This window comes from Mycobacterium sp. NGS49, from assembly GCF_059812565.1.
In genome coordinates, this window is sequence record NZ_JCALCX010000010.1 from 151,290 (window position 1) to 165,082 (window position 13,793).

13 protein-coding genes are annotated in these 13,793 nt (G+C 66.6%); 3 read left to right on the forward strand and 10 right to left on the reverse strand.

Translation table 11 applies throughout. The annotated features are described in order from the left end of the window. The 4 genes from purQ to AC5Y7D_RS12815 are packed head-to-tail and all read right to left on the reverse strand — an operon-like array spanning nucleotide 1 to nucleotide 2,503. The gene (gene purQ / locus AC5Y7D_RS12800) at nucleotides 1–675 is read right to left on the reverse strand and encodes a phosphoribosylformylglycinamidine synthase subunit PurQ (protein ID WP_499924358.1); all 675 of its coding nucleotides are present in this window, start codon (nucleotides 673–675) and stop codon (nucleotides 1–3) included. Continuing rightward, on the reverse strand, nucleotides 672–911 hold the full coding sequence (purS, locus tag AC5Y7D_RS12805) for a phosphoribosylformylglycinamidine synthase subunit PurS (RefSeq protein WP_499924359.1): 240 nt from the start codon (nucleotides 909–911) through the stop codon (nucleotides 672–674). Before purS ends, purQ begins: the two co-directional genes overlap by 4 nt. A 56-nt stretch (nucleotides 912–967) precedes the next feature. Beyond that, complete coding sequence (locus AC5Y7D_RS12810; protein ID WP_499924360.1) at nucleotides 968–1,720, reverse strand: LLM class flavin-dependent oxidoreductase; 753 nt, start codon at nucleotides 1,718–1,720, stop codon at nucleotides 968–970. A 54-nt stretch (nucleotides 1,721–1,774) separates the two neighbouring features. Beyond that, a complete protein-coding gene (locus AC5Y7D_RS12815; protein ID WP_499924362.1) occupies nucleotides 1,775–2,503 on the reverse strand; it encodes an ATPase in 729 nt (242 codons plus the stop codon). Here AC5Y7D_RS12815 and AC5Y7D_RS12820 point away from each other — a divergent pair. Continuing rightward, nucleotides 2,480–3,118 (forward strand): MBL fold metallo-hydrolase, encoded by a 639-nt coding sequence (locus AC5Y7D_RS12820; protein ID WP_499924363.1) that lies wholly within the window; start codon nucleotides 2,480–2,482, stop codon nucleotides 3,116–3,118. The genes AC5Y7D_RS12815 and AC5Y7D_RS12820 overlap by 24 nt on opposite strands. Before the next feature lie 99 nt (nucleotides 3,119–3,217). Here AC5Y7D_RS12820 and AC5Y7D_RS12825 read toward each other — a convergent pair whose 3' ends face one another. Further along, a complete protein-coding gene (locus AC5Y7D_RS12825; RefSeq protein ID WP_499924364.1) occupies nucleotides 3,218–4,891 on the reverse strand; it encodes an FAD-binding dehydrogenase in 1,674 nt (557 codons plus the stop codon). Between the two features lie 45 nt (nucleotides 4,892–4,936). Continuing rightward, a complete protein-coding gene (locus AC5Y7D_RS12830) occupies nucleotides 4,937–5,641 on the reverse strand; it encodes a DUF2334 domain-containing protein (protein ID WP_499924365.1) in 705 nt (234 codons plus the stop codon). Between the two features lie 118 nt (nucleotides 5,642–5,759). Between AC5Y7D_RS12830 and AC5Y7D_RS12835 the strand changes: the two genes are divergently transcribed. After that, nucleotides 5,760–7,322 (forward strand): DHA2 family efflux MFS transporter permease subunit, encoded by a 1,563-nt coding sequence (locus AC5Y7D_RS12835; protein WP_499924366.1) that lies wholly within the window; start codon nucleotides 5,760–5,762, stop codon nucleotides 7,320–7,322. Here AC5Y7D_RS12835 and AC5Y7D_RS12840 read toward each other — a convergent pair. Continuing rightward, nucleotides 7,319–9,433: a S9 family peptidase gene (locus AC5Y7D_RS12840; protein ID WP_499924367.1), complete on the reverse strand. Its 2,115-nt coding sequence runs from the start codon at nucleotides 9,431–9,433 to the stop codon at nucleotides 7,319–7,321. The two genes, AC5Y7D_RS12835 and AC5Y7D_RS12840, sit on opposite strands and share 4 nt — an antisense overlap. Continuing rightward, nucleotides 9,430–10,317 (reverse strand): phosphoribosylaminoimidazolesuccinocarboxamide synthase, encoded by an 888-nt coding sequence (locus tag AC5Y7D_RS12845; protein WP_499924368.1) that lies wholly within the window; start codon nucleotides 10,315–10,317, stop codon nucleotides 9,430–9,432. Before AC5Y7D_RS12845 ends, AC5Y7D_RS12840 begins: the two co-directional genes overlap by 4 nt. A gap of 61 nt (nucleotides 10,318–10,378) precedes the next feature. On the opposite strand from AC5Y7D_RS12845, the gene AC5Y7D_RS12850 reads away from it, so the two are divergent. Further along, entirely contained in the window at nucleotides 10,379–10,996 is a 618-nt protein-coding gene (locus tag AC5Y7D_RS12850; protein ID WP_499924369.1) for a hypothetical protein, read from the forward strand. An 18-nt stretch (nucleotides 10,997–11,014) separates the two neighbouring features. On the opposite strand, the gene AC5Y7D_RS12855 is transcribed toward AC5Y7D_RS12850, so the two are convergent. Next, nucleotides 11,015–12,253, reverse strand: coding sequence for a cytochrome P450 (locus tag AC5Y7D_RS12855; RefSeq protein WP_499924370.1), 1,239 nt, complete (start codon nucleotides 12,251–12,253; stop codon nucleotides 11,015–11,017). Continuing rightward, the gene (purB, locus tag AC5Y7D_RS12860; protein WP_499924371.1) at nucleotides 12,250–13,668 is read right to left on the reverse strand and encodes an adenylosuccinate lyase; all 1,419 of its coding nucleotides are present in this window, start codon (nucleotides 13,666–13,668) and stop codon (nucleotides 12,250–12,252) included. Before purB ends, AC5Y7D_RS12855 begins: the two co-directional genes overlap by 4 nt. Nucleotides 13,669–13,793 lie beyond the last annotated feature (125 nt).

Genomic DNA, 13,793 nt, shown 5'->3' on the forward strand with positions numbered 1-13,793 from the left:
TCAGGCGGTCATCACCGCGTCCAGCGCCGAGTAGAACAGGCCCAGGCCGTCGTCAGAGGGACCGGTCAACCCTTCGATGGCGTGTTCGGGGTGCGGCATCAAACCCACGACGCGCCCGTTGGCCGAGCTGACGCCGGCGATGTCGTGCTGGGAGCCGTTGATGTTGTCGCGGTAGCGGAACACCACCCGGCCGTCGCCTTCCAACTGGTCGAGTACCTGCTTGGGCGCAACATAGCGACCTTCGCCCGATTTCAGCGGTATCAGCAGGTCGGCATCGGACTCGAAGCGCGAAGTCCACGCCGTCGACGTGGACGAGACCCGCAGCCACACGTCGCGGCAGATGAAATGCAGCCCGACATTGCGCGTCAGGGCGCCAGGCAGCAGACCCGCCTCGCAAAGCACCTGGAACCCGTTGCAGATGCCCAGCACCGGCATGCCCCGGCCCGCCGCGGCGACCACTTCACTCATCACCGGAGCGAACCTGGCTATCGCACCGGCGCGCAGGTAGTCACCATAGGAGAAGCCACCCGGTACCACCACCGCATCGACGCCCCTGAGATCGGCGTCGGCGTGCCACAGGCTGACCGCCTCGGCGCCCACCAGGCGGGCGGCCCGCGCGGCATCGACGTCGTCGAGGGTTCCGGGGAAGGTGATGATGCCGATCCGCGCCGTCACTGCGTATCCCGGCTGATGGTCCAGTCCTCGATGACCGTGTTCGCCAGCAGCGACTCCGCTATCTCGGCCAGCTGGGAGTCATCGACGGTATCGTCGACTTCCAGCTCGAATCGCTTGCCCTGGCGCACATCTGAGATCCCGGGATGTCCGAGCCGCCCCAGGGCGCCGACAATCGCCTGACCCTGCGGGTCGAGAATCTCCGCTTTGGGCATCACGTGCACGACCACCCGGGCCACTGCATTCCTCCTCGGCTCTGACGACTCCGCGCCAACTCTACCGACCACCGCAGCAGCTAGGCGACCAGAACCAGCCCGTCACCACCCAACTCGGTGATGCGGCGGTGCGCTTCCCCGTGCGGGTCCCGGGACGCGTCGCTCAGGGCGGTCCAGGCGTTGACCCCGAAAGGCCGGCCGGCCAGGCCGGAAGCACCGCGCGCGGTGCGGGCCGCCGCGACGAAATCCTCGATCCGAGGGTGATCGAGCGCGACGTTCATGGCGTCGCACCGCTCACCGGCGATCTTGGCCAGGGCCATGCTGTTGACGCCGAGCAATACCGGTGGACGCGGCGATGGCAGCGGGAAACCGGCCCACTTCTCCGGCCGATCCGGGTTCCACTGAGCGTCGCACAGGTCGAGTACGTCGAGCAGGCGCCGGTGCCGTTGCTGCATCGAGTCGCTCAGCGGAATGTTCAACACTTGATGCTCTCGGGACCAGCGGGTGCCGGGTGTGGCGCCGGCGCCGAGGCCGAACACGAATCGCCCGCCGCTGATCTCCTGCACCGACGCGGCCGCCGCAACCGCGACTCCGGCCGGACGGTTCGCCGCGTTCACCACCAGCGTGCCGACCCCGATGGTGGACGTCGCGGCCGCCAGCGCGCCGGCCAACGTGAAGCACTCCAGCATCCGGGTGCCGAACAACACCGCGCCGGAAAGGTGGTCGAAAACCCATGCTCGCTGAAAGCCCTCGGCCTCGGCCCGCAACACACCGTCGCGGAGCTGGGGCCAGGGATGGGTGGCGGCACTGTAGAGGACATCCAGGGTCACCATCCGTTGCACCTAACCTCGGATCGCACGAAAAATTCTGTCTCACAATCTATTCGGCTAAGGACAGGAGTCGATGTAAGCCTCGCACAGTGCGGCGGTCAACGCGTCGAGTACGCCGGCATCGGAGACCACCGGCCAAGGCACCTGCGGGGTGCCCGACGACCAGAGGGTCAGTTCGCTGATCGTGCTGCTCGCGACGTGTGCAACAAGGTAGGTGTGCATCACGATCGGCCCACTGACCACGGCGGCCATCCGGGTCGGTTCGTCGTCGGTGATTGACGGCGACTGTGCGGGTGCCCCCAACTGACATCCACGCAGCGCGGCGACGGCAGGGCCGAACACCGACGCGGCGAGCGCACCACCGCGGGCCGTATCCCCGCGCCAGTGCATGATCTGGGCCTGTAGCTGCCACTGCCCGGCGGGCCGGGCGACCGTTGCCCGGGCGGCAACCGCGACGTTGCGACCGCCCTGCGGGGACACCACGCTGTTGCAGACCTGCTCGAATCTGAACGCGGGTGTGGTCCCCGTCAGCACGGTTTGGCTGCCGGCCAGGACAGGCCAGTTGTACACCGAATGCATCGGTATCGACCGCCGGTCGATCCAGGCGGTGCCGGGGATTTGATCGCACACCGGAGGACAGGTCTCGGGCTCCGCGAGCGCCGGTGGCGCCGCGATCAGTGTGATCACGAAGCTACCGGCGACCATCATCATCACGATAAACACCCTGAGCTGAATAGCCGCCATCAAGGCACAATCGTAGACATGCAACTGACGCATTTCGGACATTCCTGTTTACTCGCCGAGTTCGGTCAGACAAAGATTCTTTTTGACCCCGGCAGTTTCGCCCATGGTTTCGAGGGGATCAGCGGCCTGTCGGCCATTCTGATCACCCACCAGCATCCCGACCATGTCGACGTATCCCGACTGCCGGCGCTGCTCGAAGGCAACCCGGGCGCTGCGTTGTACGCTGACCCGCAAACCGCCGCGCAGCTCGGTGAGCCGTGCCAGGCGGTGCACGTGGGGGACGAATTGTCGGTCGGTCAGCTCAGTATCCGTGCCGTCGGCGGACGCCACGCCGTCATTCACCCGGAAATACCTGTGATAGAGAACATTTCGTTTCTGGTCGGCGACGGCGAACACCGCGCCCGGTTGATGCATCCCGGGGACGCGTTGTTCGTTCCCGGGGAACCGGTGGACGTCCTGGCCACTCCCGCCGCCGCGCCGTGGATGAAGATCTCCGAAGCCGTCGACTATCTGCGAGCGGTGGCGCCCGAACGGGCGGTACCCATCCACCAGGCTGTCGTGGCACCTGAGGCGCGAGGCATCTATTACGGCCGGCTTACCGAAATGACCACAACCGACTTTCAGGTATTGCCCGAGGAGAGCGCGGTCACCTTCTGAGGCGCGCCGCCAGTTCCCCCGCGAGCAGACGCAGAATCGCACGATGTGGCGGGGCGGCGTGCGATTTCATGTCTGCTCGCGCAAGAAAAAGGGCGCGCGTCACGTGATGTCGTCGGCCACCCCACGGCCGGCCGCGCGACCGGAGAAGATGCAGCCGCCCAGAAATGTTCCCTCCAAGGCCCGATAGCCGTGCACGCCCCCTCCGCCGAAGCCCGCGACCTCTCCGGCCGCGTACAACCCGGTGACCGGGGTGCCGTCGGACCTGAGAACCCTTGATTCCAAGTCTGTCTCAATACCGCCCAACGTCTTTCGGGTCAGAATGTGCAGCTTGACCGCGATCAGCGGCCCGGCCTTGGGGTCGACCAGCCGGTGCGGCGCCACCACCCGGCCCAGCCGGTCACCCAGATAGCCGCGGGCGGCTCGAATAGCGGTGATTTGGCCGTCTTTGGTGAACTTGTTGGCGACCTCGCGGTCGCGCGAGACGACCGCCGCCTCGACCGTGTCGTAGTCCAACGGCTCCACATCGGGCAGGGCGTTCATGGCTTCGACCAATTCCGGCAGCGAATCGGCGGTGACGAAGTCCACACCTCGATCGACGAACGCCTGCACCGGCCCCGGCGGCCCCGACCGGGCCCGGGCCCGCAGCAGCCGCCGCACACTCTGCCCGGTCAGGTCGGGATTCTGTTCCTGACCCGATAGTGCGAACTCCTTCTCGATAATCTTGGCGTTCAACACGAACCAGGTGTAGTCGTAGCCGCTGGCGGCGATGTGCTCCAGGGTTCCGAGGGTGTCGAAGCCCGGAAAGAGCGGCACCGGCAACCGATTTCCCGCACCGTCCAGCCACAGCGACGATGGGCCCGGGATGATGCGGATGCCGTGCTGTGGCCAGATCGGGTCGTAGTTGGTGATGCCCTCGGTGTAGTGCCACATGCGGTCCGGGTTGATCACGCGCGCACCGGCCTTCTGCGCTATACCGATCATCCTGCCGTCCACGTGGGCGGGAACCCCGCTGAGCAGCTGCTTGGGCGCCCGGCCCATCCGCCGCGGCCAGTTCTTGCGCACCAGATCGTGGTTACCGCCGATGCCGCCGCTGGTCACCACCACGGCGGAGGCCCGGAACTCAAACTTCCCCAGGGCTTTACGTGATGACGCCACGCCGCGTGGTTCATCGGATGGCTCCAGGACGGTGCCGCGCACTCCGGTCACCGCGTCCCCCTCGACGATCAGCCTGTCCACCTGATGGCGGTGCGCGAACCGCACATTCGGCCGGTTGCGCAGCTGACGCGCAAAGATCTCGACCAGGGCGGGCCCGGTCCCCCAGGTGATGTGAAACCGCGGCACCGAATTGCCATGTCCCTGCGCGTCGTAGCCGCCACGCTCGGCCCACCCGACCACCGGGAAGATCCGGAGTCCACGGGCCCGCAGCCAACTGCGCTTCTCCCCCGCGGCGAAGTCGACATATGCGTGCGCCCACTGTTCTGGCCAGTAGTCCTCAGGACGGTCGAAGGCAGCCGTGCCCAGCCAGTCCTGCAACGCGAGTTCATGACTGTCGCGGATCCCGAGCCGGCGCTGCTCGGGGCTGTCGACGAAGAACAGGCCGCCGAACGACCAGTAGGCCTGGCCACCGAGATTGGCGCTGTTCTCCTGGTCCACGATCAGCACCCGCAAGCCCCGGTCCACAAGTTCACACGCGGCCACCAGCCCGGCGAGCCCGGCTCCGACGATGATCGCATCCGCTGTGAAGTCGTCCGAACCCACGCTCGCGTCGCCCATGTCGAATCAGGGTAGCGCCAGCCGGCCGGCAGCACCCGCGCAGCGTCAGGCGGCGTCGAGTACCGCCCTACCGGATTGCCAGCGGTACACCGTGGGCACGCAGTCCTGCAGCAGGGCCAGGTCGACCGCATCCAGCATGGCCTGCCGTGGACCGGGCTTGCGCAAGTGACGGGCCGCCACGGCGATCCGTACCACGCCGCCGCGCCGGGCGATCCGGTCGGCGGACAGGACTACCATGCGGCACCACCACGGCTCGGCCAGATACCCTTCGCCGATGCCCAGCACGCGGGCCCGCACGGTGTTGTTGCGGACCAGGTCGGTCAATCCGTAGGCATCGGCGAGGAGACGAAAACCGTTGTTCGGCAAAGCCTTGACCACCCCCGGGGAAACCAGCCAGCCGGGTGCCGCGAACAGCCGGGTGCGCAGGCCGAGATGTTCGAGCACCCGGTCGGCCCCCTTGATTCGCAGGCCCGCCTCGTGCGCGTGCAGCGTCGCGAACTCGCCACGCCGCCTCTTGGTGGCGGCTTCGTCGTAGCCGTGCAGCACCAGGGCGTCGCCGCCGGCACGCCGCTCGGTCAGCCAGTCCACGGTGCGCGGGTCGCGGTCGAGTCGATAGTCGTTGCCCAGCCGCGGCGCCACGAGCAGCGACACTGGAATCGAACGGGCGTCCATTTGTGCGCAGAAGTCGGCGACATCGCTCAGCGTTTGCTCGCCGATTCCCGAAACCGACACGATCAGTTTTCCAGACACACCAGTAGTTTGCCGATTCCAGGTGTCGCGTCGGTGAAGGACACACGGACAGCAGACGTCGGGCCTCTGATCAGGTCGAACGCCGATCCCCTGAGTCGGCGGTCGCAGTCGGTTAGATATGCTCAACAACGCCATGGACAAGGCGCCCTCCGCGCCGGCCGACGCCGCGCTGCCCAGTGCCACGGGAACGTCGGTGACCCCCGACTTTCCCGACAAACTCGATGCGGCCACACTGCGGGTTGCCGGGGTGTGCATTCTGGCTTCAATGATGATGGCGGTGGACACCACGGTCGTCAGCGTCGCGCAACGCACCTTCGTCGTGCAGTTCGGCTCGACCCAGACCGTCGTCGGCTGGACCATGACCGGTTACACGCTGGCACTGGCCACCGTGATCCCGTTGGCCGGTTGGGCGGCCGACCGCTTCGGCACCAAACGCCTGTGGATGGGTTCGGTGGTCGCGTTCATGGTCGGCTCGATGCTGTGTGCGGCGGCGCCAAATATTCTGCTGCTGAATGTTTTTCGCGCGGTACAGGGTATGTGCGGCGGCATGATGGTGCCGTTGGGTTTCACGATTCTGACCCGCGTGGCGGGCCCGAGGCGGCTCGGGCGGCTGATGTCGGTGCTTGGCATCCCGATGCTGCTCGGCCCGATCGGTGGGCCGATCCTGGGCGGTTGGTTGATCAATGCCTTCAGTTGGCCCTGGATCTTCCTGATCAACGTCCCGATCGGGTTGTGCGCGTTCATCCTTGCCAAGCTCGTGTTCCCCCGGGACGACCCGGCGCCGTCGGAGACCTTCGACTTCCTCGGCGCCCTGCTGCTCTCACCCGGCCTGGCCGCCTTCCTCTTCGGGGTCTCATCCATTCCCGGCCGGGGCACGCTGGCCGACCGCCATGTGCTGATACCGGCGGTCATCGGGCTGACGCTGATCGTGGCCTTCGTGGTGCACGCGTGGCACCGGCGCGATCACCCGCTCATCGATTTGAGGTTGTTCCGGGTCCCGGCCGTCACCCATGCCAACATCACCGGTTTCATCTTCTCGATCGCCTTTTTCGGGTCACTGCTGCTACTGCCGAGCTACCTGCAGCAGGTGATGCACCAGAGCCCGCTGCAATCCGGCTTGCACCTGATTCCCCAGGGGATCGGTGCCATGCTGACCATGCCCTGGGCCGGAGTCTTCACGGACCGCAAGGGCCCGGGCAAGAGCGTCCTGTTCGGCATCACGCTCATCACGGTGGGACTGGGGTTGTTCACCTTAGGTGTCGCCCGCCAGGCCGCGTTCTCACCTGTGCTGCTGATCGGACTGGGCATCCTGGGTATGGGCATGGGCTGCACCATGATGCCGCTGTCGGGGGCGTCGGTGCAGGCGCTGAGGCCACTGGAAATCGCCCGCGGTTCGACGCTGATCAGCGTCACCTTCCAGGTGGGCGGCTCGATCGGGACGGCACTGATGTCGATGGTGCTCACCAGCCAGTTCAATCGTAGCGAGAACATTTCCGCGGCAAACGAACTCGCCCGACGCGCTCCGTCGGCGGTACCGCCGCGGGCGCTGAGCCCAGACTTTGCCGCCAGCCTGCTCAACGATCTTTCGCACGCCTACACAGTGGTGTTGGTCATCGCGGTCGCGTTGATGGCCACCACCCTGATCCCGGCCTCGTTCCTGCCCAGGACGCCGTCCGCCTAACCGCTCTGCGCGGTCGATAACAGCCACGCGTACTGGAAAGCGGTTTCCTTCCAGCGTTCGTAGCGGCCGCTGATTCCACCATGGCCGGCATTCATCTGGGTCTTCAACAGCACCGGGCTGCTTTGCGGACCGGCACCGTTGTTGGCGTGCCGCAACGCGGCCACCCACTTGGCCGGTTCCACGTAGTAAACCCGGGTGTCGTTCAGCGAGGTCATCGCCAGGACCGCCGGATACCTCCTGGCAGCGACGTTCTCGTACGGCGAATAGGACTTCATGTAGGCGTAGACGTCGCTGTCGGCCAGCGGGTTTCCCCATTCGTCCCACTCGGTGACGGTCAACGGCAGCGAGGGATCCAGAATGGTGGTCAAGGGGTCGACGAACGGCACCTGCGCCAGGATTCCGGCGAAGAGTTCCGGCGCCATGTTGGCCACCGCGCCCATCAGCAGGCCGCCGGCGCTGCCCCCCAGCGCGACCAGCTGCTGCGGGCTGGTCAGCCCCGTGTCGACGAGATGTCGCGCCACCGTGATGAAGTCGGTGAAGGTGTTCTTCTTCTCCAGCAGCTTGCCGTGTTCGTACCACAACCGGCCCATCTCGCCACCGCCCCGGACATGTGCGATGACGAACACCATGCCACGGTCCAGCAGCGACAGCCGGGCAATGGAGAACCGGGGATCTTCGCAGATCTCATAGGCGCCGTACCCGTAAACCAGTGCTGGAGCAGGGAATTCGATGCCGTCCCGGTACACGATCGAGATCGGCACCCGGGTGCCGTCTGCCGCCCGGGCCCAGTCCCGCCGTTCCACGTAGTCCTCGCGGCGGTAGTCGCCCAGCACCGGTTGCTCCTTGAGCAGAGTGCGTTCTCCGGTGGCCAGATCCAGGTCGTAGATTTGCACCGGCGTAACGAATGACCCGGCTCCCACCCGGAGCTTGGGTGCCTGCCAGTTCGGGTTGCCCGCCAGCCCGGCCGACATCAGCTCGGAGTCGAAGGCCATCTCCTCGGGCTCGCCGTAGCTGCCGTCGGAACCCAACGGCCACAACTGGATTCGTGGGAGCGCCGCTCGCCGGTAACTGACCACCAGGTGGTCGGCAAAGGCGTCCACGCCGTCCAGGCGGACGTCGTCGCGGTGGCCGATGAGCGTGCGTTGCTGCGTCGGATCGGTGACCGGAGCCTCCACGAGCGTGAAGTTCACCGCCCCGTCGTTGTGCAGGATCAAGAACCTGTCCTGCCCACCGACAATCGCGTGCTCCACCGAGTACTCGACGCCCTCGCGGCGCGGCAACACCACGGTGAACTCGGCGTCGGGGTCGGCCGCGTCGGCGTAGCGCACCTCGGAGGTAATCGACGATCCAGCGGCAATCAGCATGTAGCTGTTGCTGCGGGTGCGGCCCACGCCGAGCCAGAACCGCTCGTCGGGTTCGTGATAGACCTGCTCGGACGCTGCGCCGGAACCCAGTCGGTAGCGCCAGACCGTGTCGGGGCGCCACGCCTCGTCCACCGTGCTGTAGTAGACGGTGCGGTTGTCGGCCGCCCATGTTGCACCCGCGGCGATATCGGCGATCTCGTCGGGATAGCGTTCGCCGGTGCGTAAGTCTTTGAACCGCAGTGTGTATCGTTCGTCGCCCTTAACGTCGACGGAGTATGCCAGCAGGTTGGCATCCAGGCTCACGCTGGCGGCGCCGAGAGCGAAGAAGTCGTGCCCCTCGGCCTCGATGTTCTCGTCGAGCAGGATCTGTTCGCCGGAAATCTCGGTGTGCTCGTCGAGCTGCGGCGGATTCCAGTCGTCGGGATCAGCGACCGGGCAACGGCAGTGGACGCCGTACTGCTTGCCTTCGAAGGTTCGAGCGTAGTACCACCAGTCACCGCGTCGGGTGGGCACCGACAGGTCGGTCTCCTTGGTGCGCGACTTGATCTCGTCGAAGATCTGTTGCCGTAGCGACTCCAGGTGAGCGGTACTCTGATCGGTGTAGTGGTTTTCCGCCTCCAGGTAGCCGATGACCTCGGGGCTTTCCTTGTCCCGCAACCATTCATAGTGATCGATGAAGACGTCGCCGTGATGTTCGCGGCGCGTCTGGACCCGTTTGGCGGTGGGCGGCAGCAGCGCGTCCGTCATGCGCCGATCCAGTCGTCGAAGCGCTGTCCCGAAATCCGTTCATAGGCATCGATGTAACGCCCGCGAGTGGCATCGACGATGTCTTGCGGCAGCGGCGGCGGCGGCTCTACGCCGTGGCGATCCCAGCCGGACTCCGGGCTGGTCAGCCAGTTCCGCACGAACTGCTTGTCGAAGCTGTTCTGAACCACACCGGCACGGTATTCGTCGGCCGGCCAGTAGCGCGACGAGTCGGGCGTGAAGATCTCGTCGGCCAGCAGGAGATTGCCGTTGCGGTCAGTGCCGAACTCAAACTTGGTGTCAGCGATGATGATTCCTTTGGTGAGGGCGTGATCGGCGGCCTGCACGTAGATCTGCAGGGTGCGGTCGCGCAGCTCGTTGGCGGCCACGAAGCCCACCAGCTCGACCACCCGGTCGAAGGAGATGTTCTCGTCATGGCTCCCCAGCTCCGCTTTGGTCGCCGGGGTGAACAACGGCTCGGCGAACTTGCTGGCTTCGACCAGCCCAGGGGGTAATGCGATACCGCAGACTTTTCCGGTCGCCTGGTAGTCCAGCAGTCCCGAGCCGGTGAGGTAGCCGCGGGCCACACACTCCACCTCGAGCATCTCCAGCCGGTGCACCACGAGCGCTCGGCCGAGCACCTCCTCGGGGATGCGCGGGTCGTCCGGCGGTCCGGCCAGGTGGTTTGGCGCAGCCACGAGGCCGAAGAAGAACACGCTCATCGCGGTCAGGATGCGGCCCTTGTCCGGGATCACACTGTCCAGGATGAAGTCGTATGCCGAGATCCGGTCGGTGGCGACCAACAGCAGGTGGTCGTCGTCGACGCGGTGAATCTCACGAACCTTGCCGCTGGCCACGTGCTGGTAATCGGACAATGCGGGTCGCATCGGGTCAGCCTATCGGGCGAGCCGGCACCATTCCGTGGCGAGCTGTGCTGGTATCGGTGGTATGACGAGGTACCTGCCTTACTCCACCCGGCCCATCCGCCTGTTCGGTCAACTGATGAGCGACATCACCATTTCGCTGTGGACGGTGATCTGGGTGTTCGTCGGTATCGCGGTGCACGACGCGATTGCCACGATCGCCGAGGCCGGCCGACAAGTGGAAAGCGGCTCGAAAGACCTGGCCGGTAACCTGGCCTCGGCGGGGCGCGGTGCGCACAACGTCCCACTGCTCGGCGATGCGCTCGGCAAGCCGCTCGATGCGGCCAGCCAGGCGGCCCTGGACGTGGCGGGGGCGGGCCACAACTTGGACACCACGGCGAGCTGGCTGGCCTGGGTGCTGGCGCTGGCGGTCGCGTCGCCGCCGATTCTGGCGGTGACCGTGCCGTGGCTGTTGCTGCGGTGGCGGTTCTTTCGGCGTAAGTGGGTGGTGACGGCGCTGGCCGCCACGGCGGCGGGGCAGCAACTGCTGGCGCTGCGGGCGTTGGCCAACCGGTCGCCGGCCAAACTGGCGGCCGTCAGTGCCGACCCGGTCGGCGGGTGGCGCCATGAAGATCCGATGGTCATCCGGGGACTGGCGGCCCTCGAACTACGTGCGGCGGGGATCAGGTTGCGCATGCCCTGAGCGCTCGGCCGGCGTTCGTTAACCTTCGTGCAGTTCCACAAGCAGGTGCCGGATGCCGGTGTGGCGGTTGCTGCGCGTCCATTCCGGAGGTTCCACCAGCCGCACGGTCCCGAACCGCGACAGCAGCTCCTCGTACAGCACCCGCAGCTCCAGCCGGGCCAGGTTGGCACCCAGACAGTAGTGCACCCCCTGCCCGAACCCCAGATGTGGATTGGGTTTTCGGGTGATGTCGAATTCCGTCGCCCGCTGGAAGACGTTCTCGTCGCGGTTGGCCGAGCCCTCCCAGATCTGCACCTTCTGGCCGGCCTCGATGGACTGCCCCCCGAGCGTGACCGCGCGAGTGGCGGTGCGCCGCTTGGACGGCGAGGGCGAGGTCCACCGGATTATCTCCTCGACCGCGGTCGGCAGCAACTCGAAATCGTCACGGAGCGCACCTAATTGGTCGGGATGATCGGCGAGGGCCAGCAGCCCTCCGGCGACCGCGTTGCGCGTCGTCTCCGCGCCGGCGCTGAACAGCAGGCTGAAGAACAGGTACACCTCCAGATCGGACAACGCCTGCGAGGCTTCGTCTTCGACCATGGCGTTGGCGACCACCGACAGCATGTCGTCGGTGGGGTGCGCGCGCTTGGCGGCGATCAGCTCCTGCCCGTAGGTGTACATCCGCGACCCGGCTTCTTCGAGCGACAATTGCGAGAGGGCCGCTTTGCGCGAGCCGCCGAAGTCGAACTGCGGTTCGATCGCCTCGAACAGCCAATGCCGTTCCGATTCAGGCACTCCCAGCAAGATGCAGATCATCTGCATCGGCAGCTCGGCGGCGATGTCGACCAGAAAGTCGAACGGCTCGCCCGGCACCACGGCATCCAGCAGGCGGCGCGCCCGGTTGCGCAGATCGTCCTCCACCCGGCGGATCATCCGCGGTGTGAGTCCGGAGCTGACCAACCGCCGGATCTGCGAGTGCCGCGGGTCGTCCATCATGTTGAGCACTTGACCCGCGATGGCCAGATCCTGCAACAGCGTGCCGCCGAACGGACGGTCTCCACCGGTGACCGAGGAGTACGTCACCGGGTCACGCAGCACTTCAAGGGTTTCCGGGTAGGTCGCCACCGACCAGAACCCTTCGCCGTCGGGGGTGTTGTCGGTGGGCTCGTGCCAGTACACCGGCGCCTCGCGCCGATGGACGGCGAACAGCTGATGGGGGAACCCGCCGGCGAAGTTGTCCAGATCGGTGAAATCGATGCCGGCAACGGCAAGAGTCACAGGATGGCCCCCGGCGTGTACTTGGCCGCCTCGGGATAGCGGCCGACCAGGTCGTCTACCAGTCCGGCCACCGCGTCGACCTGGTCACCGGCCGCGCCGACGAAGGCCTTCTTGTCGGCCAGCGCTGCGTCGAGCGCCGCCCGGTCCAGCGGCAACCGGTCGTCGGCGGCCAACCGGTCCAACAGATCTGGCTCGGCGCCGCGTTCCCGCATGGCCAGCGCCGTGGCCACCGCATGCTCGCGGATCACATGGTGTGCGGATTCGCGGCCCATACCCGCGCGCACCGCGGCCATCAGCACCTTCGTGGTGGCCAGGAACGGCAGATACCGGTCCAGCTCGCGCTGGATCACCGCCGGGTAAGCACCGAACTCGTCCAGCACCGTCAGGAACGTCTCGATCTGCCCGTCGATGGCAAAAAAGCTGTCCGGCAACGCGACTCGCCGCACCACCGAGCAGAACACGTCACCCTCGTTCCACTGCGCACCGGCGAGTTCGGCGGCCATCGAGGCGTAGCCGCGCAACACCACCTGCAATCCGTTGACCCGTTCGCAGCTGCGGGTGTTCATCTTGTGCGGCATGGCCGACGAGCCGACCTGACCTTCGGCGAATCCCTCGGTGACCAGTTCGTGCCCCGCCATCAGCCGGATGGTGTGCGCCAGCGACGACGGCCCCGCACCCAGCTGCACCAACGCGGAGAGCACGTCATGATCCAGCGAACGCGGATACACCTGTCCGACGCTGTGTAATACCGTTGCGAAGCCCAGGAATTCGGCCACCTGCCGCTCGAGGGCGGCCAGTCTGTCTGCATCGCCGTCGAGCAGGTCGAGCATGTCCTGCGCGGTGCCCATCGGGCCCTTGATGCCCCGCAACGGATAGCGGTCGACCAGCTCGCGCAGCCTGCTCAACGCGATCAGCGTCTCCTGCGCGGCCGACGCGAACCGCTTTCCCAACGTGGTGGCCTGGGCGGCGACGTTGTGGCTCCGTCCGGCCATCACCAGATCGCGGTACGCCACCGCCCGCTCGGCCAGCCGCGCCGCGACCGCCACCCCGTGGCCGAATACAAGTTCCAGCGACTGCCGGATCTGCAGTTGCTCCACGTTCTCGGTCAGATCGCGGCTGGTCATGCCCTTGTGCACATGCTCGTGGCCGGCGAGCGCGTTGAATTCCTCGATGCGGGCCTTCACGTCATGGCGCAGCACCCGCTCGCGGGCCGCGATCGAGGCCAGATCGACGGTGTCCACGACCCGCTCGTAATCGGCGATGGCACCTTCGGGAACGCTTACGCCGAGCCCCGCCTGCGCCCGCAGCACCGCCAACCACAGTCGCCGCTCGGCCACCACCTTGGCCTCGGGCGACCAGATCGCCACCATCTCCCCGCTGGCGTACCGGCTGGCCAGGACGTTCGGAATGCTCACGAACACACAGCTTACGGTCGGGGCGGCACCGGACCCACCGCCGACGGGCAGGCCTGGCGCGCCGAGGGGGGCACAACGGGTCGCGCTTGCGGCAGAGGTGAAACTGGCGAAGTGACATGATGCCG

Bases quoted from the DNA above. Each gene is read 5' to 3' on its own strand.
- AC5Y7D_RS12815 (WP_499924362.1), bottom strand. From the start codon at position 2,503: ATGTCCGAAATGCGTCAGTTGCATGTCTACGATTGTGCCTTGATGGCG.
- AC5Y7D_RS12820 (WP_499924363.1), top strand. From the start codon at position 2,480: ATGCAACTGACGCATTTCGGACATTCCTGTTTACTCGCCGAGTTCGGT.
- AC5Y7D_RS12835 (WP_499924366.1), top strand. From the start codon at position 5,760: ATGCTCAACAACGCCATGGACAAGGCGCCCTCCGCGCCGGCCGACGCC.
- AC5Y7D_RS12845 (WP_499924368.1), bottom strand. From the start codon at position 10,317: ATGCGACCCGCATTGTCCGATTACCAGCACGTGGCCAGCGGCAAGGTT.
- AC5Y7D_RS12810 (WP_499924360.1), bottom strand. From the start codon at position 1,720: ATGGTGACCCTGGATGTCCTCTACAGTGCCGCCACCCATCCCTGGCCC.
- AC5Y7D_RS12840 (WP_499924367.1), bottom strand. From the start codon at position 9,433: ATGACGGACGCGCTGCTGCCGCCCACCGCCAAACGGGTCCAGACGCGC.
- AC5Y7D_RS12825 (WP_499924364.1), bottom strand. From the start codon at position 4,891: ATGGGCGACGCGAGCGTGGGTTCGGACGACTTCACAGCGGATGCGATC.
- AC5Y7D_RS12850 (WP_499924369.1), top strand. From the start codon at position 10,379: ATGACGAGGTACCTGCCTTACTCCACCCGGCCCATCCGCCTGTTCGGT.